The organism is Vibrio sp. J1-1 (genome assembly GCF_021728395.1).
Lineage (GTDB): Bacteria > Pseudomonadota > Gammaproteobacteria > Enterobacterales > Vibrionaceae > Vibrio.
This window is the reverse complement of the sequence record NZ_JAKKCM010000004.1, coordinates 73,537-96,881: the sequence shown is the minus strand read 5'-3', so window position 1 is coordinate 96,881 and position 23,345 is coordinate 73,537. Positions and strand designations below refer to the sequence as shown.

Sequence of the window (23,345 nt, the reverse complement as noted above, 5' to 3'; positions counted from 1 at the left end):
CGAAAGGTGATTTACCTTTGGCCTAAATAGCACCTGGTGGTCTTTTGGCGAAGTCTTCTACCACGAAATCGATAAGTGCTCGGACTTTTCGCGGTATCACGTTGCCTTCTAAATAGACCGCGTTAATCGGGTGCTTATTCATGCTGTATTCGTCGAGGAGTTTTACCAACCTTCCACTTTCAATATCGTGTTGTAAAACGAAATCCGGGCAAATCGCTATCCCACGCCCATCTATCGCCCAATCTTTTGCAATTCGAGCACTGTTCACCATCAGATTCCTTTCTGGAGCCACAGAGGTTTCTTCTTCTCCCTGATAGAATAGCCACTTGTTGTGACCTCTTCGGTTGGTGTCGATGATACAGAAATGATCCTTGAGTTCTTTAGGTGTATTTGGTGTCCCTCGTTGCTTCAGGTACTCAGGCGAGGCGACGACACAACTGGTGATTTCTCCAAGCTTTCTTACTTTCAGTGTCGCGGTGTCTGGCAGGCCGATACGAAATGCTAAATCAATGCCTTCTGTGGCTAAGTCTACGTAGGAATCACTCAAACGCAGATCAATTGATAGCTGAGGATGAAGGGCTGAAAAGCGACTCAATAGCCCGGTGATGTAGATCTCTCCAAACGTCAATGGTGCGGATACACGCAGCACCCCCGTCAATCCTTTTGACTCTTCTGATATGGCACCAAGAAGATCATCCAACTCGTCTAATAGCGTAGGGGCTCTGGCCAGCAACACCTGACCTGTTGGAGTGAGGCCCACCTTCCGAGTCGTTCTCTGTAATAACTGTGCGCCAATCCTTTCCTCTAACTGAGCGACATATTTAGAGGTGATCCGGTTAGAGACGCCGAGCCTTTGTGCTGCTTCTGTCAAAGACCCTGTCTGTGCGGTGGCCACAAATGCTTTTAAACCATCAACCAAGTCCATATTGCTATCCCAATATTAGGAACGTTTTGTTGAATATCATTCTACATAATCGTCATTGTATTGAAAGTTTGCGAAGTACATAATTTATCCATACCAAGTTAAAACGAACCACAATGCTGTGGTTCTGACAAATTAAGGGAAAAGCGATGAGCGTTATATCCTCACTTCAAAAGCTGAAAAACAGCTTTAAAGCTTCACCAAGAATGCCGGTGGTATTTCTTGGTCACGGTTCCCCAATGAATGTCATTGAGGATAATGAATTCACACGCAGTTGGGTGGAACTTGGACGCACATTGCCAAGACCTCAGGCGATACTGGTGGTTTCTGCTCACTGGATGACCCAAGGTAGTACGTTGGTCGATGTTTCTGCATTACCTCGTACCATTCATGACTTTTACGGTTTCCCTGATGCTTTGTATGAGAAGCAATATCCGGCGAAAGGGCATCCAGAGCTTGCTAAAGAAGTCGCTGCTTTATTGTCAGATCATCATGTACATACTGATGACACTTGGGGGTTAGATCATGGCGCATGGTCACTGCTGAACTCTCTGTTCCCGACTGCCGATGTACCCGTGTTTCAATTATCCATTGATATCACCAAAGACATGAACTGGCACTTGAGCATCGGTAAAAAGCTATCTGAACTGCGCGACCGAGGCGTGTTGATTCTTGGCTCAGGCAATATTGTTCATAACTTAAGAGCCTTGCGGTTTGATGGAAAGCCTCACGATTGGGCGATTGAATTTGATCAGCGTTTTGCTGAGCGGTTGAATGAACGCGACTTTAAGTCGCTAGCCGATGTCGCTTCTATGGGCAGCCTAATGCGAATGGCAAACCCGACACTCGAACATTACGCGCCAGCATTGACGATCGCTGGAGCATCAAGTTTGAAAGATGAACTCATTTATACCTCACAAGGTGTCGAGCTAGGTTCAATTTCAATGCGCTCATTCGTTTTCAACGGCGCTTAAAATTAAGGGGATTAAAGTATGTTAGTGAATGGCAAATGGACAGAAAACTGGAAAGCGTTACAAAAAGCGGATGATAAGGGACGTTTTGTACGTCAGGTCTCCGAGTTTCGTAACTGGATTACTCCGGATGGTAGCCCAGGTCCTACAGGAAGTGGGGGCTTCAAAGCAGAGGCAGGACGCTACCGTTTATATGTCGCGCTAATTTGCCCTTGGGCGTCGCGCACATTGATCGCACGTAAACTGAAAGGATTGGAAGGTATTATTCCTGTCACGGTGGTTAATCCTCAAATGACATCACAAGGATGGGCGTTTGGTGGCTACGATGGTGCTGACTCCGATCCGCTGTTTTCATCACAGTACATGCATGAAATATATACGCGTGCGAACCCAACTTACACTGGGCGTGCAACGGTACCGGTATTGTGGGACATGAAACAAAATGTACTGGTGAACAACGAAAGTGCGGATATTCTGCGAATGCTGGATACGGCTTTTGAAGAGATTGTTCCATCGGATATCAGACTGTATCCAGAGGCGTTTTCTGCGGAGATTGAAGAACTTAACCCACGTATCTACAACGACCTCAACAATGGGGTTTATAAGGCTGGCTTTACTCAGTCCCAATCTGCATATGAAGAAGCGGTAAGCAAAGTGTTTGATATGTTGGACGAGTTGGAAATGCGCTTGGAAGGACAAGATTATCTGGTTGGTAACCGACTAACAGAAACGGACATCCGTACCTTTGTTACTTTGATTCGTTTTGATGCGGTATACCACGGCTTATTCAAAACCAATCGCAAGCAAATTACAGATTATCCGAACCTTTCCAGCTACATGGAACGCATACTCAATTTTCCGGGGGTGGTGGATACGGTCAGTATCGATCACATTACAGCGGGCTATTATTCGATAAAAGAGTTAAATCCTGCGGGAATTCGTCCAACCGGACCTGCCTATATTGAGGCAATGATTCAGTCAGCAAGAAATGCGAATAAGAAGGGCTAAAAAAATAGCGGTAACGCATTAAGTCGTTACCGCTAGAATTTTGTTTCTTAGGAGTGTGAGGCAGTAATTACGCTGCCTCAATGAACTTTGCTAAGAATGCATCCTTACGCTCATGAAAGCGCGTGACCAAATCATCAACAGCTTCTTGGTCGTAAGGTTTCAAACCACTCGCAACCATACGCTTAATGCCGTTACCAACAACTTCACCATCTTCTTTGAAAGCGAAGTTCAACGTCACTACGCCACGCTTGCCTTCTACGTCGAAAGTTGCGCCGGTAAATTCTACTTCCGGATGTGTTAGATCCAGACGAGAGAACTCAACTTCCATACTTTCGTAAATCACTAATGGGCGTTGGCAATTGATCATCATTTGTTGCTCTTCCATCAGAGGAACCATGATATGTGGGAAGTTCATGCCAGAAAACTGAACGTAATTTGTCACTACATGTTCAATAAATGCTGGATCGTGATTGGTTTCACCTTCACGAGACATATGCAGGTACTCTTTGCCTGCTTCATCAACGACAGCACTTTCTTTCTCACACTTATTCTCGATATGAAGCGCAACGCCGTCATTTACCATGCCAGAAAAGCTGAAACGCATTTTTTGACTGATGCCTTCTTTGCTCAAAAGTACCGCAAACAGTAGATCGCCAGGAACACAGAAGCGTTTGTTGTCTTCATCATGGATTGGGTTGTAATCTCCAGCTACGCGCTTCGCAAAGTGACTTGCCTGCTCGCGAGTGAACTGAAACTGGTGCTCATTGTTAGAAAAATAAGGTGTTAGAAACATAATTTTTACGTAGTAACCAAAACTGTGAGGGATTATATGCGAAACACTGACGGGCAATGGTCCATCCAGTGAGATTTCAACGTATCTTCACCATGATATGCACATCACAAGATAAATGTTTAAAAACGCACACTTGAATGACTTTCTATACCTACTTTAGCCGTATATCTCAGCATTCATGACACGACGTTATTTCGGTATTAACTTGTATGATAGAAGTATAGACACAAAAAGGCCCTACACTTGAGATAGAGCCTTTCAAATACGGCATTAATGATAGAAGTTTAAATCATCACTGGTGTGACTTATCTGCCATTGCGTTGGCAATGTCCCAACACAAACGGGCTGCTAAGCGTGCAGTTTGACTATCGACATCATAATTTGGGTTGTATTCGGCAATATCAGCCAACATCAACTTGTTCTTATAATGAAGAATCCGCTCTATGAACGGCGCAATCGTGTCATAACTTACGCCACGTGCGGCTGGCGCGCTGACTCCCGGAGCCGTTGCTGCTGGAAACACGTCTAGATCAATCGTGAGATATAGGTAGTCACAATCGTCGATAAAGTGTTGCAGTTGTGTCAGATGGTAGCTGTGGTTCAGGTAACTAAGCTGATGATCTTCGACGTACCACACATTCAATTCGTCGGCTTTCTGGAATAAAGCCTGAGTATTGCTGCTGCGACTGACACCTAAGCAGGCATAGTGGAATGCCCAGTCATTGCGTTGGCAAAAGTGATGAATTTGGTTGAATGGTGTGCCAGAGCTTGGCTTGACATCGGCCATCGGACTTTCAAAAGCACGCAGATCGAAGTGCGCATCGAAATTGATAATGCCAATTTTCGGCTTTTTATCCGGATGATGTGACTTAAAGTACTCCGCAATTCCCGAGAACGAAGCCCATGCTATTTCGTGTCCGCCACCCAGTACAATAACTGGGGTGTGGGGTAGTGCTTGCGAAATTGCACTGGCACAACGAGCCTGACTTTCTTCCAATAAGTCGTCTTCACAAACCACCGTGCCGAGATCATAAATGGGCGCATCTTTATGCCAAGCGAGATTCGCTAGCGCTCGACGGATTAAATCAGGCGATTTCTTTGCTCCGACGCGGCCTTTGTTTCTCGCTACGCCTGCATCGGTAGCAAAGCCTAATATTGACACGCCTTGAGCCACTTTTTCCAGCTCATGGGCTGACTGATGTTGGACAACATGGTGAATACGTTGGCCAAGCTTTCCGTCTTCAGCATCATGACGGCCTTGCCAGTGAAATAGCGGATTATGTAGATCTGATTGAGACATATTAAAGGCCTCCATGTGCAATGTACTCACCATTTACTATACGACCTACCAGACGTTTTGCACCGACTTGATAACTCAGATCTGCCGGATGGTCGATATCCCAAATAGAGAAATCGGCATCAAAGCCAACTTTTATCGCTCCTCGATCGCCTTCGTAGCCCAATGCTTTTGCCGCATGTTGGGTTGCGCCTCGTAGTGCCTCTTGTGGTGTCAGACGGAATAGGGTGCACGCCATATTCATCATCAGGGTCATGTCGGAAAATGGCGATGTGCCTGGATTAACGTCGGTTGCGATCGCCATCGGTACCTGATGTTTTCTCAGTAACTCGATTGGTGGTAGTTGCGTCTCACGCAAAAAGTAAAACGCGCCTGGCAGTAAGGTTGCGACTGTGTTTGATTTGGAAAGCGCGATAACGCCTTCTTCATCGAGGAATTCAATATGATCGGCAGAGAGACCGTTGTATTGTGCCGTAAGCGCGGTACCACCCAGGTTAGAGAGTTGTTCTGTGTGGCCTTTTACTTTTAAACCGTATTGTTTTGCAGTGGCAAACACTTTTTCTGTCTGCGCTAAGTTGAAGCCGATAGATTCACAAAAAACATCAACGCTGGTGGCGAGCTTTTCTTCTGCGACCAGAGGGATGATGTCCTGACAAATATGTTCAATATAGTCATCAGCGCGGCCTGCAAACTCCGGAGGTAATGCGTGTGCGGCTAGTAACGTTGTAGTTACCTTCACCTTTCGTTCTTGCTCTAGTGCTTTTGCGGCACGTAGCATTTTGAGCTCGTCATTGAGCGTCAGCCCATAGCCTGATTTCACTTCCACTGAAGTCACGCCACTAGCTAGCAGCCCGTCTAAACGAGGCAGTGCGAGTTCGACGAGTTGCGCCTCGGTTGCCGCTCTTGTTGCTTTTACTGTTGAGAGAATACCACCGCCTTGTTGTGCGATCTCTTGATACGGCACACCGTTTAAACGCATCTCGAATTCATTGGCACGATTGCCGGCATAAACGAGGTGAGTATGGCAATCAATCAAGCCCGGCATCATCAATTTGCCTTGTAGGTCGAGACTTTGAGGGTAGTGCTGAGGATCTAGCTGCGACTCGACTTGAGGGTCGTCTTCACCATGTGCACGAGTACTGATGGCGACGATTTTCCCCGATTGAATCCCGACACGCGCAGGTGATGTAGGCAGATATCCTGCTTCCCCTTGCGTCATAGTGACCAGACGCGCATTTTCAATCAGCAAGTCCATTTCTGTATCCTATTTAGTTTGTAGTATTAAATGTATATACAAATATGTATAACAAGAAAGTATCGATGACAAGATTGATGTTGTAAAGGTGTGATCGAAGAGTAGGGGGATTGTTATTCCCACTGGTTCAAATCAGCACTTTTGAACTCAGTTTGTATTTGTTTCCTGGATGGTAGAGCAAGGCGGTACTGACCAATTTATCTTGGCTCCACGTTCTGCGATTTAGCAGCAGGCAAGGCTCGTTAGCTTGCATTTTTAGATCAAGCTTTATGCGGCTATCAGGAACAATAGCTTCAACGGTATGCTCGATGGCACTGAGGGGGCAGTTGTCGGACAAAAACTGGTTTGGCGTGATATGAGTGAAGTCTTGGTCCAAGTAACTTGGCGCATATTGGCTATTGACCCAGCGCAGTTCTAACTGGATTGGCGTGCTGTCTTCATAGTGGATAATTTCACTGTAGAATACGGTGGTTCCAAGCATCACCCCAAGTTTTGTCGCGATTGTCGCATCGGCTTTGATCGCGATCTGTTTCAGCACCTTGCTGCGATATTGACGGCCGCGCTCACTGACTTCCTGAGCAATATTGCGAATGTCTAACAGTGGTGACTCTGATTTCTCAACCGGATCACAGACAAATGTGCCAAGTCTCGGGCGACGTTGAAGTCTGCCTTCGTTCACGAGATCTCGAATTGCTTTGTTCACGGTCATCCTACTGACATCAAATTGTTCGGTTAACTCGAATTCGGTTGCGATGCGTTGTCCGGTCATCCACTCTCCTGACTCAATTTTATCGAGGATAAATTGCTTGATTTGCATGTAGAGTGGCGCAGACATAATGATTTCCTTTTAATTGACTATACAAATACTGCTTAATTTAAGTGAAAATAGCAAATAGTTCTCTCAAACTGGTATCAGTACGGCTGGTTTAGTCACAGTACTGCGTGAGCTACTTTGATGTCTGATGTGGGAGCCAGTGAGGCTATTTTTCATCGATAAGGGAAATAGCCCGGATTCTCGATGTCTATGACTTGAAGCGCGCGAAGCATTTGTGTAAACAGGTCACAATCACAATAAAAACGATAGAGACGTAAGGGAAGAAATGTTTAAAAAGTTAAAAGCATCATTAGGTATTGGTTCGGCAAAAGTGGATACCATCTTGGATGAGATGAGTGTTTACCAAGGTGCAATGCTTACAGGGTACGTACACATTATTGGTGGCGATGTAGAACAGCGGATAGACGCAATCACGATAAAACTCAATACGGAAATGAAGGTAGAGGTGGATGATAGCGTCAGATACGAGACTTTTACGCTTGATCAGTTAAAAGCCGTTGAGCCCTTTGTGATTCAAGCCAATGAAGAGAAGCAAGTACCATTTCAATTGAAGTTACATGATGAAGCTCCAATCACATTGGTCAACGCATTAAAAAATCAGTGTCACGTTTGGTTAGAAACCACGTTAGACATTGATTTCGCCATGGACCCACGTGACCGTGACTATATTGAAGTTAAGCCGTTACCGGTGGTGTCACGCGTCATTCAGTCGATTGAACAAGCCGGATTTACAATGGCAAAAGCTGACGTTGAAAAAGGCTTCTTGCGCGGTGGTTCTTTCTCGTCACGCTCTGGTATCTATCAGGAACTGGAATTTCGTAATAACGGTTTCATCTCTTCGAAAGAAATTGAACTTTCCTTCATTCTAGAAGGGCAAGTCATCCACTGTTTAGCTGAAATCGATCGTTCACTGAACTTGTCTGACGATCAGTATCGTTCGTTTACTCTGCCAGTCAACGCAACAGATACACAAGTCGCGGCAGCACTTGCGCCGATTTTAAGCTTATAAATTACCTCGCTGTCTTTACCAGGTAAGAAAAAGTACCGATATCCAAACAGAAATGCGATATCGGTATTGTTATCCATGTTCCTCGCGTTACCCTCGCTAGTACCTCAATGGCTGAACTGTCTATTAGATAATGACATCCCAGCACAATTTCGTTCCCCTCATGAGAGAAGTCTTATGGTCCCACCGTTGGATCATGGGTGAAGATTAAATGACAAAGTAAATCGCTCTTTGCATTCTAATTGTGAGCTAGGTACAATCTGCCGTTCCGATAATGGTCCGGTATTCGTGTTACCGAGAGACCTTCATCGACTCTCAACTATTTACCAACAAATAGCTTCTAATTTGAATAACATGTGTTGCTTGGTATGCAACACCACTGTAAGGACATAGCATGCCTATTATTACTCTTCCTGACGGCAGTCAGCGTCAATTTGATAACCCTGTATCTACTATGGAAGTTGCGCAATCGATCGGTCCTGGTCTTGCTAAAGCAACTATCGCTGGTCGTGTTAACGGTAATCGTGTTGACGCGTGTGATCTAATTGAAGAAGACGCAAGCCTTGAAATCATCACAGCAAAAGATGAAGTAGACGGTCTGGAAATCGTTCGTCACTCATGCGCTCACCTCCTTGGTCACGCTCTGAAACAGCTTTACCCACAAGCTAAAATGGCGATCGGTCCAACCATCGACAGCGGCTTCTACTACGACATCGACTTAGACGAGTCTCTAACGCAAGAAGATCTTGAAAAGATTGAAAAGCGTATGAAAGAGCTAGCGAAAACCAAGTACGAAGTTGTTAAGAAAAAAGTAAGCTGGCAGGAAGCGCGTGATACCTTTGAATCACGTGGCGAACCATACAAAGTGGAAATCCTAGACGAAAACGTTTCTCGTGACGATCGTCCAGGCCTTTACCACCATGAAGAATACATCGATATGTGTCGTGGCCCTCACGTTCCTAACATGGGCTTCTGTCAACATTTCACGCTATTGAATGTTGCAGGTGCTTACTGGCGTGGTAACAGCGACAACAAAATGCTTCAGCGTATCTACGGTACCGCTTTCCACGATAAGAAAGCGCTAAAAGCTCACCTGACTCGCCTTGAAGAAGCGGCGAAGCGTGACCACCGTAAGATCGGTAAGCAACTAGACCTATTCCACATGCAGCAAGAAGCACCGGGTATGGTGTTCTGGCATCACAATGGTTGGTCTATCTTCCGTGATCTAGAAGTGTTTGTTCGTGATAAACTGACAGAGTACGATTACCAAGAAGTGAAAGGTCCTTTAATGATGGACCGTGTTCTTTGGGAACGCTCTGGTCACTGGGACAAATACGCAGATGCAATGTTCACGACTTCTTCTGAGAACCGTGAATACGCAATTAAGCCTATGAACTGCCCAGGTCACGTGCAGATCTTTAACCAAGGTCTAAAATCGTACCGTGATCTACCGCTACGTATGGCAGAGTTCGGCTCATGTCACCGTAACGAACCATCAGGTGCACTACACGGTATTATGCGTGTACGTGGCTTTACTCAGGATGATGCTCACATTTTCTGTACTGAGAGCCAAATCCAAGAAGAAGTCACCAGCTGTATAAAAATGGTGTATGATACGTACCAAACATTTGGTTTCGACAACATTGTCGTGAAGCTGTCTACTCGTCCAGAAAAGCGTGTAGGTTCGGATGAAATCTGGGATCAATCTGAAGAAGCATTGAAACTGTCTCTAGAATCAATGGAAATTCCATACGAGATTCAAGAAGGCGAGGGTGCATTCTACGGTCCTAAGATTGAATTCACGCTATACGACTGTCTAGACCGTGCATGGCAATGTGGTACTGTTCAGTTAGACTTCAACCTACCAGGTCGCTTAGGTGCAACTTATGTAGGTGAAAACAACGAACGTCTTGTTCCGGTAATGATTCACCGTGCAATTCTAGGTTCACTAGAACGTTTCATCGGTATCCTTATCGAAGAATACGCTGGTTTCTTCCCAACTTGGTTGGCACCAGAACAAGCTGTTCTTATGAATATTACTGATAAACAGTCAGATTATGTTCAAGAAGTAGTACAAAAATTACAAAAAAGTGGAATTAGAGCTAAAGCGGACTTGAGAAATGAGAAGATTGGCTTTAAAATCCGCGAACACACTTTAAAGCGTGTACCGTATATGCTTGTTGTCGGTGACCAAGAAATGGAAGCTGGTGAAATTGCAGTACGTACTCGTAAAGGTAAAGATCTCGGTAAATTTAAGGTGGATGATTTTATCTCTTACATCCAAGACGAGATTTCAAGCCGTAAGCTCAATCTGGAGGAATAAGCTATTAAAGGCGGAAGACGCGGCCAACAGCCGGTAAAACAAAACCCACACCGTTTAAACGGTGAAATTCGTGGCGTTCGTGAAGTTCGACTAACAGGCGCTGACGGTGAATCAGTTGGTGTTGTATCGATCCAAGAAGCGATTGCTGCTGCTGAAGAAGCAGGTATGGATCTTGTTGAGATTAGTCCTAACGCTGAGCCGCCAGTTTGTCGTGTGATGGACTACGGTAAATTCCTCTTTGAAAAGAGCAAGGCTGCGAAAGAGCAGAAGAAGAAGCAAAAGCAGATTCAGATCAAGGAAGTAAAATTCCGACCTGGAACTGATATTGGAGACTACCAGGTAAAACTACGCAACCTGGTGCGTTTCCTAGAAGAAGGCAACAAAGTGAAGGTAACAATTCGCTTCCGTGGCCGTGAGATGGCACACCAAGACATCGGTGTCGACGTTCTAAACCGCTTGAAAGAAGATACTGCAGAACTAGCTGTAGTAGAATCTTTCCCTAGCCGTATTGAAGGTCGTCAGATGATCATGGTGCTAGCCCCTAAAAAGAAGTAATTAACGGCTCATAAAGTAATTAAAACCTAGCCGACTCCTTTTAATAGAAGGTAAGCGGTTGGGTTTTGTTCGCCCTAATTACATTGTTATTAAACTACTACAATGCGGAGTTATTCATCATGCCTAAGATGAAAACCAACAAAGGTGCTGCTAAGCGTTTCAAGAAAACTGCTGGTGGTATTAAGTACAAGCACGCTACAAAACGTCACATCCTGACTAAGCGTACTACTAAGAACAAGCGTCAACTACGTCCAAATGCAATCCTTCCTAAATGTGAAGTGGCTGCAGTAATCCGTATGTTGCCATACGCTTAATTCTTTATAGTTATCAATCGTTTAGTTTAGGAGAAGCATAATGCCTCGCGTAAAACGTGGTGTACAAGCTCGTGCACGTCATAAGAAAGTTCTAAAACAAGCTAAAGGTTACTACGGTGCGCGTTCACGTGTTTACCGCGTAGCTTTCCAAGCAGTTACTAAAGCTGGTCAATACGCTTACCGTGACCGTCGCGCTAAGAAACGTCAATTCCGTCAACTTTGGATTGCACGTATCAATGCGGCATCTCGTCAAAATGGTCTATCTTACAGCCGTTTCATCAACGGTCTTAAGAAAGCATCTATCGAGATCGACCGTAAGATCCTTGCGGACATCGCAGTATTCGACAAATCTGCATTCGCAGTTCTAGTTGAAAAAGCGAAAGCTGCTCTTTAATTAGCAGTTTAGGTTTAAGAAAAGGAGAGCATTCGCTCTCCTTTTTTATTGCCTCTACAATCCTTCTCTGTTTCTCTGTTTCTCTGTTTCTCTGTTTCTCTGTTCCTACCTCTACTCATCCAAATATAATCAGAAGCAACGCGCTTACTTCAGCCTAACATTTCTATTGGTTATCCCCATTTTAGAAACTATCTAACTAATCATCTTTGTGGTTAAAACCGCCGAAAGATGCGCTATGGTTTGTTAACTTATTGCAGATGCTTACTCAGCTATGCTTTGACTCAATGAATCACGCAACTATTCCACTATATCGAGGTAAATCATGATTTATACAACAACAGAAACGGTTCCAGGGCGAGAGATCTTAGAAATTAAGGGTATTGTGATGGGGAGTGTGGTTCAGTCGAAACACATTGGCAGAGACATCATGGCTGGAATCAAGAGTATTGTTGGTGGCGAAATTCGAGGTTATACCGAAATGATGACCGAAGCTCGTAATATCGCTATCCAGCGCATGATAGAGGAGGCTGAAATAAAAGGTGCCGATGCTATCGTTGGAATCCGGTTTACCACCAGTTCAATTGTGGATGGTTCTTCTGAAATTCTGTCGTTTGGAACAGCGGTGAAGCTCTCGGAATAAAAACGAGTTGGCTTTATTCCGCTGGAAACTTAGGTCTTGTAAGGGACGATTGGTCCCATTCGTTTGTGGAATGTCGTCATGAACTTACAGGCTGTCGCGAAGGGCTAGGGCTGTAGTAAGTTTTCCTTTTTGATAAATTGTATTTTACTGCGCGTAGTGTGAGTATTTATTCACTTATTGTTTTTGGTTGGTAAAGTGCAACATTCTGAAATGGTGCAATTTCTTTGGTGTAAAATACTGAGGTTTTTGATGTTCATGTCGTAAGTATTTCAATAAACGCTGAATTTACTTGTTTTTATTATCAATAAGATTTGATGGGCATAATGAAAGCAACAGCATTTTTCAGTGTCCTATTTGTCATGCGAATGCTAGGGCGGTATATTAATTCATGTTTTTATGATAAAAATATGAACTAATAATTAGCTGAGTGGTTCTAAGTTGTTACAAATTCTGTACAGCTGTAACTTTGCCAAAAGGAATCGTAGATGAGAGATTTGACTCCCGAGTATTTGCTAGCTGCTTTAAGACAAGCGATTAAAACAAAAGGGCTAACATATCGAGAGCTATCTGAAAAAATGGGCATGCCGTTGTCCACTTTTAAAAGACATTTAACCAGTACAAACCTTGCTTTAGATAAGTTACTCGAATATTGCCGCGCTATCGATTGTACGTTGGATGAACTGCAAAAGTTAGCTGACCAGCTGCAAGGTGAAGATGAAGACTACTTTAGCCGCACCCAGGATGAAGTGTTTTTCCAGTATCCACACCTTTATGATTTTTATCGTGAGTTAAGGATGCTTCGCGGAAAAGATGGCTACTCAATTCTAAAGAAAAAGTATGAGCTCTCTAAGCAGAGTATGTCCGATTATCTCAAAGCTCTAGAGCTGTTGGATCTTGTCTATGTCGATGAAAAGAATAACATTACGCTGCATGGGCCGCTTTACTACAGCTATGCTGAAAATTCAAAGCTTAACGATAAATACACAGAAATAATTAAAGAGCAGGCCATTGCGTCTAAGAACTGTGTTCGTGTTGCTTTGGCAAGGATGAAGATTACAGAAGAGCAGCTTTTACAGCTTGAAGAGCTCATCGCCAATACCGTGCTTGATTTCCACTCTAAGAATGTTGTTGCCGAGAACTATAACGTCTCAGATTTTACAAACATAATCGTGCTAGCTGGTCCGCATCAGCCAGTGACATTCTCAGATGGAATTATTGAGACAAATGCTCACTTTATTGATGATATTCGTTACGCCATTGCGTCTGCTGGTGATAAACCAAGCCTATCCATATAGAACATACAGCTTTTTACTTAAAACTAATCACTTTCCCTTTTATATTTTAGAGGCTTGCAATTCTAATCTCTGAAACGTAGTGGTAAAAGACAAGTCTAAGTCAGAACCTACTTTGTAAGTCGATCGTCTATGAGTTGCTGCTTTTGATTCAAGTTTTGAATGCTTTGGGCTTTTTCGAATAACATCAGTCAAACATTACCAGCTTTTCAATTTGTTGAACGTGCTGGTTTTTTCGTTATTTTTTCCTGTATCCTCGCTCTAGTCTCTCCTTCTGTATACAAAACTGATAAATACATAACTAACGGCTATTGTTTGCCTGACTATAAATTCATACTTGTAATGTTTGTTTTTTGGTCTATTATGACGAAGTGTCATTTATGACGGTTCGTCAAAATTGGTGGCGTTCCTGTATTAAAGAATCGTGTTACAATTAACGGGAGTGTGTTGGTATACGGATCAAAGGATTATGTTTAACTTTCGCTGTAAAAAGGATAGCAAGCAAGGCGGATGTCGTGTGTCTTCTGGGCTAACTAAAAAGCAACAGGCGATTGCTGATCGTGAAATAGAGCTTACTCAACTGGCTAAGTCTCTGGTTCAAGAACAGGGCTTTGCCAACTTAACGATGGACAAGCTAACAGCCGCAAGCCCTTATTCGAAGGGGACGATCTACAATCATTTTTGCAGCAAAGAAGATGTGATTCTTGCGCTTTGTATTCATTCGTTGAAAAGTGAGGCAATATTTTTTGAACGTACCGCCAAATTCAATGGCAATACAAGAGAAAAAATCATTGCTATGCATGTAGGTTATCGTATTTACGCTCGTATGGAGCCAGTACTTTCTACCTGTGCGATTGTTGCAAAGACGCCTTGGGTTCTGGAGAAAGCTTCGCCTAAGCGTGTGAACGAATTGAACAACTTAGAAGAAGAAGTGATAGATGGCGCGGATACGTTGGTGAATAGTGCCGTCGAGTGCGGAGACCTTAAATTTTCTCCCGCTATTGGTTCTGATGCCATCGTGTTTGCGAACTGGTCTATCGCCTTCGGTTCAAACGCTCTTGCACAAAATGCATCGAACAGTCGGTGTATTCAGCGAATTCAAGACCCATTCTCAGTACTGCACAACGCGAATATGTTACTTGATGGTTTAGGATGGTTACCCTTATCTACAGAGTGGGACTACCGCAAAACGTGGCGTCGAGTAGAACAGGAATTGTTCAGCGAGGAACTTGCTTATTTAGAGTCAGTGAATCGCTAATAGGCTAGAGAAGCCAATCTAATATTGTAGTTGGCTTTTTTATTACACTATTGTGACGAATCGTCAAAAACTTCTTGAAACTCGGGTGCTCAATTCTCCGTTCAAGAGAAGTAAAGAAAGTTACTCAAAGACTAACTTATAGACCCAAATAATTTTGATTTGAGACCTACATCTTGAAGTTATCTGGGGAATACAGCATTCGCTGTTTTTTTAGTTTTTAAATTTGACGAAACGTCACAAAAGGAGAGTGTGATGCCACATCACAAAGTTCAACAACACGCCCGAACAGGCTGGGGTAAGCTACCAACTAATTATAGTGTATTGGTTGTGCTTGCTACCGTTTTATTGATTGTTATAGCAACGGTTGGAGGAAAAAATCTTTATTTTAGAGGAGACTATGACATCTTCTTTGATGGGACGAATGAGCAGTTACTCGCGTTTGATGAAATTCAGACCACATTTGCAAAATCTGACAGTCTTGCTTTGGTGATAGCCCCAAAAAGTGGCACTGTTTTTACTCCCAACACCTTATCACTCATTCAGCAGGTTACCGACGAAGCGTGGCAAGTCCCATATTCTACCCGTGTCGACTCCCTTGCAAACTACCAGCATACCGAAGCGTTTGAAGATGATCTTCTCGTCGAAGATTTACTGTATAGCGAATATGAGTTAACGCCTCAGCGAATAGAGAAAGTTAAAAGTATTGCGTTGAGTGAGCCAGTTTTGAAAAGCTCGCTGATTTCCGAAAAGGGAGATGTCACGGTCGTGAATATTACGGTCCAACTCCCCGAGGTAGATAAAACCGCTGAAGTACAAGAAGTGGTTGCCTACATAAACGGAATGATTGAGCGTTATCAGCAAGTGTACCCAGATACTGAGTTCCACAAGGCTGGTATTATTGCAATGAACTACGCGTTTATGACCGCAGCTCAAGATGATAGCGCGACATTAGTTCCTACCATGTTGCTAGTGATATTGGTTTTCCTAACTCTCATGTTGCGCTCATTTCTTAGCGTTATCGCGACACTCATCGTTATTATCGGCTCGGTCATGGTGACGATGGGCTTATCCGGATGGGCTGGTATGTTCCTTAGCACTGCGACGGTTAATGTACCAACCTTGGTTATGACGCTTGCCGTCGCCGACTGTGTGCATATCATTGCGACAATGCGTCAGTCAATGCAAAACGGCTTTAGTAAAGCCCATTCTATTGAGCGAAGTATCGCGCTCAATTTCATGCCAATCCTGATTACTTCCATTACTACAGCAATCGGCTTTTTAATGATGAATATGTCGGATTCTCCAATCCTGAGAGATTTCGGCAACTTGTCAGCCCTTGGTGTCATGATTGCGTGTTTCCTCTCCGTTACGTTGCTCCCAGCGTTACTTAACATTCTTCCTGTTAAGGTAAAGTCGGGCGCTTCTGATGAAAGAAAACACTTTATGGATCATTTAGGCGATTTCGTGGTGTCAAAACGACATGCGTTATTGCCTTTGTCAGTGCTTGTCATTGTCGTGAGCGCGAGTTTGATTCCACTTAACAAAGTCAACGATGAATCCGTCGAATACTTTGGTCATAGCAATGAATTTCGTCGAGCAGCTGATTTTATGGAAGAGCGAATCAGTGGTATGGCGAACATCAGTATCGCGATCAAAACTAACGAATCGCAGGGCATTGCGGCTCCTAATTTCCTTAATACCGTGGGTAAATTTACTGATTGGCTGAGGGTGCAGCCAGAAACGGATCATGTCGCGACCTTGAGCGATGTTTATAAACGCCTAAACAAGAATATGCACGGGGATAATGAGGCTTATTACTCGCTCCCTCAAGACAGAGAGCTGGCTGCTCAATATCTGCTGCTTTATGAAATGTCATTGCCGTACGGCTTAGATTTGAACAACCAAATCAATGTTGATAAATCGTCGATCAAGATGGTTCTTACGTTAGAGAACTTGGGCAGCGTCGAGCTTGTTGATTTGGAAAATCGTATTTACCAGTGGTTTAACGAAAACGCGCCTCAGTATGATGTTGTTGCTTCCAGTCCTTCACTGATGTTTGCGCATATTGGCGAAACCAATATGGCCAGTATGTTGTCGACCTTGCCGATAACTCTCGTTTTAATTTCGGCCTTGCTGATCTTTGCTCTTCGCTCATTCAAGCTCGGGTTAATCAGTCTGGTTCCGAACATCGCTCCTGCGCTTATTGGTTTTGGTATCTGGGCGTTGGTGTCCGGTGAAATTAATTTGGGGCTGTCGGTGGTAGTGACATTGACGCTTGGCGTAGTGGTCGATGATGCTGTTCATTTTCTTTCTAAATACCAATACGCCCGGAAAGATGGTCATAGCGCTGAGCAAGCGGTTCGCTACGCGTTTCGTACCGTGGGGCGCGCACTTTGGATTACTACTGTCGTGCTTGTTGCTGGCTTCTCTGTTTTGGCGATGTCGAGCTTCCGTTTAAATGCGGATATGGGGCAGTTGAGTGCCATCGTCATCTTTATTGCACTAGTGGTGGATTTTATATTCCTGCCGACTCTGCTGATGTTGTTTGATAAAGGCGTCTATGACGAAGTGGATCGTCGTAACAAGCTGAAATCAAATGACTCTCAAACTATTAACGTTACTCAGTCATAACGAATCAAAGGATTGAACCATGAATTTACTAAACAATGTCTTACAAGTATCAGCACTATCGGTCTCGCTCTTCATGAGTCCAGCGGTGTTCGCAGATGAAGCAAAGGGACTGGAAATTGCTCAAGAGCGCAAAGCCCGTGATGAAGGATGGGGGGATTCCGTTGCCACCATGCAAATGATTCTGCGTAACGCACAAGGAGAAAGCAGTACACGATCAATGCGCTTGCAATCGCTTGAAGTTGAGGGAGATGGTGACAAAGGGCTCACGATATTTGATGAGCCGAGAGATGTAAAAGGTACAGCGTTTCTTAACCACTCTCATACTGTGGGTGCCGATGATCAATGGCTTTACCTTCCGGCACTAAAACGTGTGAAACGTATTTCCTCTCGCAACAAGTCAGGTCCTTTTATGGGCAGTGAATTTGCGTATGAGGATCTCAGTTCCTTTGAGATCGAAAAGTATCGTTTCAATTACCTCAAAGACGACACGATAAACGGTCAAGATGCTTTCGTCGTAGAACAAATCCCGACCGATAAGAACTCAGGTTATACCAAGCAAACGGTGTGGTTAGATAAAGCGCATTATCGTCCACAGAAAATTGAGTTTTACGATCGCAAAGGCTCGTTGCTAAAAACGCTTTCTTTCTCAGATTACAAACAGTACCTCAACCAATATTGGCGAGCGCATACCATGGCAATGACAAACCATCAAACGGGCAAAAGTACTGAGCTTACGACAAGTAAAATGAGCTTTAGCACCGGCCTCGAAGACAATGATTTTCATAAGAACGTGTTAAAGCGAGTGAGGTAGTGGAGGAGAAATGAAGCGATCAAATGTTGGGTTGTTGCTTAGCGCAGCAACCTCTCTTTACTCGATGCCTCTTGCCGCTGTTGAGCTTGCAGGACAAGTCAATATTGAGCATCGTCAGTTTTTTGAGCAAGGTTCACAAGGTCAGAACAAAGCGCAGACATCGTTGGTTTTGCAGCCAGAATTTTACTGGGAAATGCAAAATGGTGACGCGAGCTTTACTTTCACGCCTTTCTACCGTTTGGACAGTCTAGATAACGAGCGAAGTCATGGAGACATAAGAGAGGCGCTTTATCTGACTTACTGGGATGATTATGAACTTCGAGTTGGTATCAGCAAAGTATTTTGGGGAGTCACGGAGTCAGCCCATTTAGTCGATGTGGTAAACCAGACGGACGCCATTGAAGCCGTTGATGGTGAAGATAAACTGGGCCAGCCAATGGTACATTTCACCTCACTCAAAGACTGGGGCACCGTCCACGCAATGTTATTACCTTATTTTAGGGAACGCACATTTGCGGGTATTGACGGTCGGTTACGAACCGACCCCGTTGTCTCTGATGATGCTATCTATGAATCAAGCAGAGAAGAAAAGCATTTTGATGTGGCTTTTCGGTACTCAAAAATGCTTGGCGATTGGGACGTTGGACTGAGTTATTTGTATGGGACAAATCGAGATCCTTACTTTCGCTTTGAATATGGTGAGTTAAAGCCCTATTACGCTCTGATGAGCCATGTCGGTTTAGATGTACAAGGTATTGTTGGCGATTGGTTGTGGAAGCTGGAAAGTATTTATCGAGATAGTGCGGATAATCATGTTGGTCTTGTTACGGGGTTTGAGTACACATTCATTGGTGCATTTGACACGGTTTGGGATGTAGGGGTGATTGGTGAGTACCTCTATGACAGTCGTGGGAATAACGCACAAACTATCGGTCAAAATGACGTGTTTGCAGGGATCCGATGGGCGCTTAATGACGAGGATGGAACGGAAGTGTTGACGGGGATCACCAAAGATTTAGACAACTCCGATGTTTACAATGCCAAGTTAGAAGCGTCTAGCCGAATATCGAATCACTTCAAGTGGCAAATTGACGCTTGGCTATTCAAAAATGAAACACCGAAAGATTTGCTCTATTTCGCCCGAGATGATGATTTTATCGAGTTGTCCATCCAGTATTATTTCTAAAACAAATAGCGAATAAAAAAGGGCACAACTTAACGGCAGATTAACGAAAGATGACATTTTTGACGTTTTTGTGCTCTTTTTATTCAATAACCTCTTCTTTTCGTAATTCAATTTGGCATTGGTGCCCGGTTTGGCTACTATGTACAGCTATCAAAAAACCAATCACTCCCTTATGGATACTACCAATAGGTAGATGAGGAAACGATGCAACATCTAGAAGAGATTATTGCTAGCGCAAGCACTGCAATTGAAGCTGCCGAATCGCTAGTCGCACTTGATGAAGTGCGTGTTCAGTATCTAGGTAAGAAAGGTGAGCTAACTGCTCAGCTTCAAAGCCTAGGCAAACTACCACCGGAAGAGCGCCGTGAAGCTGGTCAAGAGATCAACAAAGCGAAAGGTGCTGTTCAGCAAGCTATCGCAGCTCGTAAAGACGCACTACAACGTGCAGAGCTTGAAGCGAAACTAGCCGCTGAAACTATCGACGTAACTCTACCGGGTCGTCGCATTGAAAACGGCGGTTTACACCCAGTTACTCGTACCGTTGAGCGTATTGAGAAGTTCTTTGGCGAACTTGGCTTTAACACTGAGTCTGGTCCAGAAATCGAAGATGCTTTCCACAACTTTGATGCGCTAAACATTGCCGCTGATCACCCAGCGCGTACTGATCACGATACTTTCTTCTTCAACCCAGATTTGATGCTTCGTACTCATACGTCAGGCGTACAGATCCGTACGATGGAAAATGGCAAACCACCATTCCGTTTCATCGCACCGGGCCGTGTATACCGTAACGACTACGACCAAACGCACACGCCAATGTTCCACCAAGTGGAAGGTATGCTGGTTGATGAGAACGTAAACTTTGCTCAGCTGAAAGGCATTCTGCACGATTTCCTATGTAACTTCTTCGAAGAGGAAGTGGAAGTACGTTTCCGTCCATCTTACTTCCCATTTACTGAGCCTTCAGCAGAAGTAGATGTGAAAGGTAAAAACGGTAAATGGCTAGAAGTACTAGGCTGCGGTATGGTTCACCCGAACGTACTACGTAGCGTAGGCATCGATCCTGAAAAATACTCTGGTTTCGCATTCGGTATGGGTGTTGAACGTCTGACAATGCTTCGTTACGGCGTGAACGACCTCCGTGCGTTCTTCGAGAACGATCTTCGTTTCCTAAAACAGTTCAAGTAATCCAGAGGGTTCATTAACATGAAATTCAGCGAATCATGGCTTCGTGAGTGGGTAAACCCTGCGGTTACTACTGACGAGCTAACTCACCAAATTACAATGGCCGGCCTTGAGGTAGACGATGTTCTTCCTGTAGCGGGTTCATTTACTGGCGTTAAAGTCGGTCACGTTGTGGAATGTGGTCAGCATCCTGACGCAGACAAACTACGCGTAACTAAAATCGATGTAGGCGAAGAAGTACTTCTGGACATCGTTTGTGGTGCGCCTAACTGTCGCCAAGGCCTAAAAGTTGCGGTTGCAACGGTAGGTGCAGTGCTTCCTGGTGATTTCAAAATCAAGAAAGCAAAACTACGTGGTCAGCCATCTCACGGCATGCTTTGTTCATTCACTGAACTAGGCATCGACGTAGAATCAGATGGCATCATGGAACTAGCAGAAGACGCAGTTATCGGTACTGATTTCCGTGAATTCCTAGGCCTAAACGACGTAACAGTAGACGTAGATCTAACAGCAAACCGTGCTGACTGTTTCAGTATCCGCGGTATGGCTCGTGAAGTAGGCGTACTTAACCGTGCTGACGTCACTGAGCCAGCAGTAGAAGCCGTTGCTGCTTCTATTGAAGATACAGTATCTATCGACGTAAAAGCTCCAGCAGCGTGTCCACGTTACATGGGCCGTGTGGTTAAAAACGTAAACGTTCAAGCGGAAACGCCACTTTGGATGCAAGAGAAACTGCGTCGTTGTGGTATCCGCTCTATTGACCCTGTAGTAGACATCACAAACTATGTGCTGCTAGAGCAAGGCCAACCAATGCACGCGTTCGACCTAGCGAAGATCGAAGGCGGCATCGTTGTTCGTCTGGCTGAGCAAGGTGAGAAGCTAACACTTCTTGACGGTAGCGAAGCAGAACTAAACGCAGACACTCTAGTTGTTGCGGACCACAACAAAGCACTAGCAATCGCTGGTATCTTTGGTGGTGAAGATTCTGGTGTTACATCAGAAACTAAAGACGTGCTACTTGAGTGTGCATTCTTTGCACCTGACCACATCCGTGGTCGCGCTCGTAGCTACGGCCTGCACACCGATTCTTCAATGCGCTTTGAGCGTGGTGTAGATTACGCACTGCAAGTAAGCTCAATGGAGCGTGCGACTCAACTTCTTGTTGAGATCTGTGGCGGCGAAGTCGCGCCTGTTGTTTCAGTAGAGTCTGAGGCTGAGCTACCTAAGCCGAACAAAGTAGCACTACGTCGCGCTAAACTAGACAGCTTGCTAGGTCACCACATCGAAGATGCTGACGTTGTAGAAATCCTAGAGCGTCTTGGTCTAACGGTTGAAGCTTCTGTTCTTGAAAACGGTGAGTCAGGTTGGGTTGCTATCGCACCAACATGGCGTTTCGATATCGCTATTGAGCAGGATCTGATTGAAGAAGTGGGTCGTATCTACGGTTACGACAACATTCCTAACCAGCATCCAGTTGCGGCACTTAAGATGCACAATCACGTTGAAGCGGATCAACCACTAAAACGCGTTCGTGATCTTCTCGTTGATCGTGGTTACCACGAAGCAATCACCTACAGCTTTGTAGAGCCTGAGCAACAAAAACTGGTTGTTCCGGGTGTTGAGCCGCTAGTGCTTCCAAACCCAATTTCAGCAGACATGTCAGCGATGCGTCTTGGCCTAATCCAAGGTCTGTTGAACACCGTTGTTCACAACCAGAAGCGTCAACAGCCACGTGTTCGTCTATTCGAATACGGTTTGCGTTTCATTCCATGTGAATCTGCAGAAAACGGCATGCGCCAAGAGCCGATGCTAGCGGGTGTTATTGCCGGTACTCGTGGCGAAGAGCACTGGGATATCGAAACCAACACGGTTGACTTCTTCGATCTTAAAGGTGATCTAGAAGCGATTCTTGAGCTATCTGCTAACGAAAAAGCGTACTCTTTTGCTGCTACTAAGCACCCAGCACTTCACCCAGGTCAATCTGCGGCAATCATCGTAGATGGCAAAGAAGTGGGCGTTATTGGTACGGTTCACCCAGAGCTTGAGCGCAAGTTTGGTCTAAACGGCCGTACTATCGTGTTCGAAATCGAATGGTCTGCAATTAACTCGAAAGTGATTCCAGAAGCAGTACAACTTTCTAAGTTCCCATCAAACCGTCGTGATATCGCCTTGGTAGTAGATGACGCAATTGCTTCAGGTGACATTGTTAATGCTTGTCTAGAGCAGGGTGGTGAGTTCCTGAAAGATGCGAAACTATTCGACGTTTACGTAGGTAAAGGTGTTGAAGAAGGTAAGAAGAGCCTTGCAATCGCGCTGACTCTACAATCTGTTGAGCGCACGCTTGAAGATGCAGACATCGCGGGTGCGGTAGAAGCTATCGTTGCTCACGTATCTGAGAAGTTTGGTGCAACTCTACGTGATTAAGAGTATTGCAACTCTTCTTTAATTAGAGTGTTTATAAACCCTGCCAATTCGGCAGGGTTTTTTTATACTTCAAGTCAATGAATTGAAAATAAACGAATGTGAGATTAAGGGAACGTTCCAATTTAAAAGTGGAGTAGTAGGCTTTAAATGAGTTGAATAGAGGGCTACTTCGCTTCAAAACTAGATCTATCTCAATTATGAGTGCTTGAAAGTGCTGACAAACTAGGAATCTAATAGGGGGTATG

At 44.5% G+C, this 23,345-nt stretch carries 20 protein-coding genes and 1 pseudogene; 15 read left to right on the top strand and 6 right to left on the bottom strand.

Annotated features, from left to right (window positions below; all coding sequences use genetic code 11):
• Positions 1-22 precede the first annotated feature (22 nt).
• Complete coding sequence (locus L3V31_RS07665) at positions 23-925, bottom strand: LysR family transcriptional regulator (RefSeq protein WP_237315496.1); 903 nt, start codon at positions 923-925, stop codon at positions 23-25.
• 146 nt (positions 926-1,071) lie between these two features.
• Between L3V31_RS07665 and ygiD the strand changes: the two genes are divergently transcribed.
• Both ygiD and L3V31_RS07655 read left to right on the top strand, forming a co-directional pair.
• Positions 1,072-1,896: a 4,5-DOPA dioxygenase extradiol gene (ygiD, locus tag L3V31_RS07660; protein WP_237315495.1), complete on the top strand. Its 825-nt coding sequence runs from the start codon at positions 1,072-1,074 to the stop codon at positions 1,894-1,896.
• 18 nt (positions 1,897-1,914) lie between these two features.
• Positions 1,915-2,901, top strand: a complete 987-nt coding sequence (locus tag L3V31_RS07655) for a glutathione S-transferase C-terminal domain-containing protein (RefSeq protein WP_237315494.1) — start codon at positions 1,915-1,917, stop codon at positions 2,899-2,901.
• A gap of 67 nt (positions 2,902-2,968) precedes the next feature.
• Here the strand turns inward: L3V31_RS07655 and L3V31_RS07650 are convergent, their stop codons facing one another.
• From L3V31_RS07650 to hutC, 4 genes are all read right to left on the bottom strand, one after another.
• Complete coding sequence (locus L3V31_RS07650; RefSeq protein WP_237315493.1) at positions 2,969-3,694, bottom strand: DUF3581 domain-containing protein; 726 nt, start codon at positions 3,692-3,694, stop codon at positions 2,969-2,971.
• Positions 3,695-3,986: 292 nt separating this feature from the next.
• Positions 3,987-4,994 carry a formimidoylglutamase gene (gene hutG / locus L3V31_RS07645; RefSeq protein WP_237315492.1) on the bottom strand — a complete coding sequence of 336 codons (1,008 nt, stop codon included), beginning with the start codon at positions 4,992-4,994 and terminating at the stop codon, positions 3,987-3,989.
• 1 nt (position 4,995) lies between these two features.
• Positions 4,996-6,246, bottom strand: coding sequence for an imidazolonepropionase (gene hutI / locus L3V31_RS07640; RefSeq protein WP_237315491.1), 1,251 nt, complete (start codon positions 6,244-6,246; stop codon positions 4,996-4,998).
• A gap of 127 nt (positions 6,247-6,373) precedes the next feature.
• Positions 6,374-7,081, bottom strand: a complete 708-nt coding sequence (gene hutC / locus L3V31_RS07635; protein ID WP_237315490.1) for a histidine utilization repressor — start codon at positions 7,079-7,081, stop codon at positions 6,374-6,376.
• A 265-nt stretch (positions 7,082-7,346) separates the two neighbouring features.
• Here hutC and L3V31_RS07630 point away from each other — a divergent pair, with 265 nt between their 5' ends.
• The gene (locus L3V31_RS07630; protein ID WP_237315489.1) at positions 7,347-8,090 is read left to right on the top strand and encodes a sporulation protein; all 744 of its coding nucleotides are present in this window, start codon (positions 7,347-7,349) and stop codon (positions 8,088-8,090) included.
• A gap of 26 nt (positions 8,091-8,116) precedes the next feature.
• Here the strand turns inward: L3V31_RS07630 and L3V31_RS07625 are convergent.
• A pseudogene (locus L3V31_RS07625) lies at positions 8,117-8,277 on the bottom strand (DUF3187 family protein); the annotation flags it as partial.
• A 204-nt stretch (positions 8,278-8,481) separates the two neighbouring features.
• On the opposite strand from L3V31_RS07625, the gene thrS reads away from it, so the two are divergent.
• The 12 genes from thrS to pheT all read left to right on the top strand — a co-directional run bounded on the left by thrS (position 8,482) and on the right by pheT (position 23,100).
• Entirely contained in the window at positions 8,482-10,410 is a 1,929-nt protein-coding gene (gene thrS, locus L3V31_RS07620; protein ID WP_237315488.1) for a threonine--tRNA ligase, read from the top strand.
• Positions 10,411-10,413: 3 nt separating this feature from the next.
• Positions 10,414-10,965: a translation initiation factor IF-3 gene (infC, locus tag L3V31_RS07615; protein WP_076633413.1), complete on the top strand. Its 552-nt coding sequence runs from the start codon at positions 10,414-10,416 to the stop codon at positions 10,963-10,965.
• A gap of 119 nt (positions 10,966-11,084) precedes the next feature.
• The gene (gene rpmI, locus L3V31_RS07610; RefSeq protein WP_005377932.1) at positions 11,085-11,279 is read left to right on the top strand and encodes a 50S ribosomal protein L35; all 195 of its coding nucleotides are present in this window, start codon (positions 11,085-11,087) and stop codon (positions 11,277-11,279) included.
• A 40-nt stretch (positions 11,280-11,319) separates the two neighbouring features.
• Entirely contained in the window at positions 11,320-11,673 is a 354-nt protein-coding gene (rplT, locus tag L3V31_RS07605) for a 50S ribosomal protein L20 (RefSeq protein ID WP_009841742.1), read from the top strand.
• A gap of 322 nt (positions 11,674-11,995) precedes the next feature.
• A complete protein-coding gene (locus tag L3V31_RS07600; RefSeq protein ID WP_237315487.1) occupies positions 11,996-12,313 on the top strand; it encodes a heavy metal-binding domain-containing protein in 318 nt (105 codons plus the stop codon).
• Positions 12,314-12,798: 485 nt separating this feature from the next.
• A complete protein-coding gene (locus tag L3V31_RS07595; RefSeq protein ID WP_237315486.1) occupies positions 12,799-13,608 on the top strand; it encodes a helix-turn-helix domain-containing protein in 810 nt (269 codons plus the stop codon).
• 466 nt (positions 13,609-14,074) lie between these two features.
• The gene (locus tag L3V31_RS07590; protein WP_237315485.1) at positions 14,075-14,863 is read left to right on the top strand and encodes a TetR/AcrR family transcriptional regulator; all 789 of its coding nucleotides are present in this window, start codon (positions 14,075-14,077) and stop codon (positions 14,861-14,863) included.
• A gap of 252 nt (positions 14,864-15,115) precedes the next feature.
• Positions 15,116-17,494 carry an MMPL family transporter gene (locus tag L3V31_RS07585; protein ID WP_237315484.1) on the top strand — a complete coding sequence of 793 codons (2,379 nt, stop codon included), beginning with the start codon at positions 15,116-15,118 and terminating at the stop codon, positions 17,492-17,494.
• Between the two features lie 19 nt (positions 17,495-17,513).
• Positions 17,514-18,305 carry an outer membrane lipoprotein-sorting protein gene (locus tag L3V31_RS07580; protein ID WP_237315483.1) on the top strand — a complete coding sequence of 264 codons (792 nt, stop codon included), beginning with the start codon at positions 17,514-17,516 and terminating at the stop codon, positions 18,303-18,305.
• Positions 18,306-18,369: 64 nt separating this feature from the next.
• Entirely contained in the window at positions 18,370-19,491 is a 1,122-nt protein-coding gene (locus L3V31_RS07575) for a hypothetical protein (protein ID WP_237315789.1), read from the top strand.
• Positions 19,492-19,695: 204 nt separating this feature from the next.
• Complete coding sequence (gene pheS, locus L3V31_RS07570; protein WP_014231614.1) at positions 19,696-20,679, top strand: phenylalanine--tRNA ligase subunit alpha; 984 nt, start codon at positions 19,696-19,698, stop codon at positions 20,677-20,679.
• Positions 20,680-20,697: 18 nt separating this feature from the next.
• The gene (gene pheT, locus L3V31_RS07565; RefSeq protein ID WP_237315482.1) at positions 20,698-23,100 is read left to right on the top strand and encodes a phenylalanine--tRNA ligase subunit beta; all 2,403 of its coding nucleotides are present in this window, start codon (positions 20,698-20,700) and stop codon (positions 23,098-23,100) included.
• Positions 23,101-23,345: the final 245 nt, after the last annotated feature.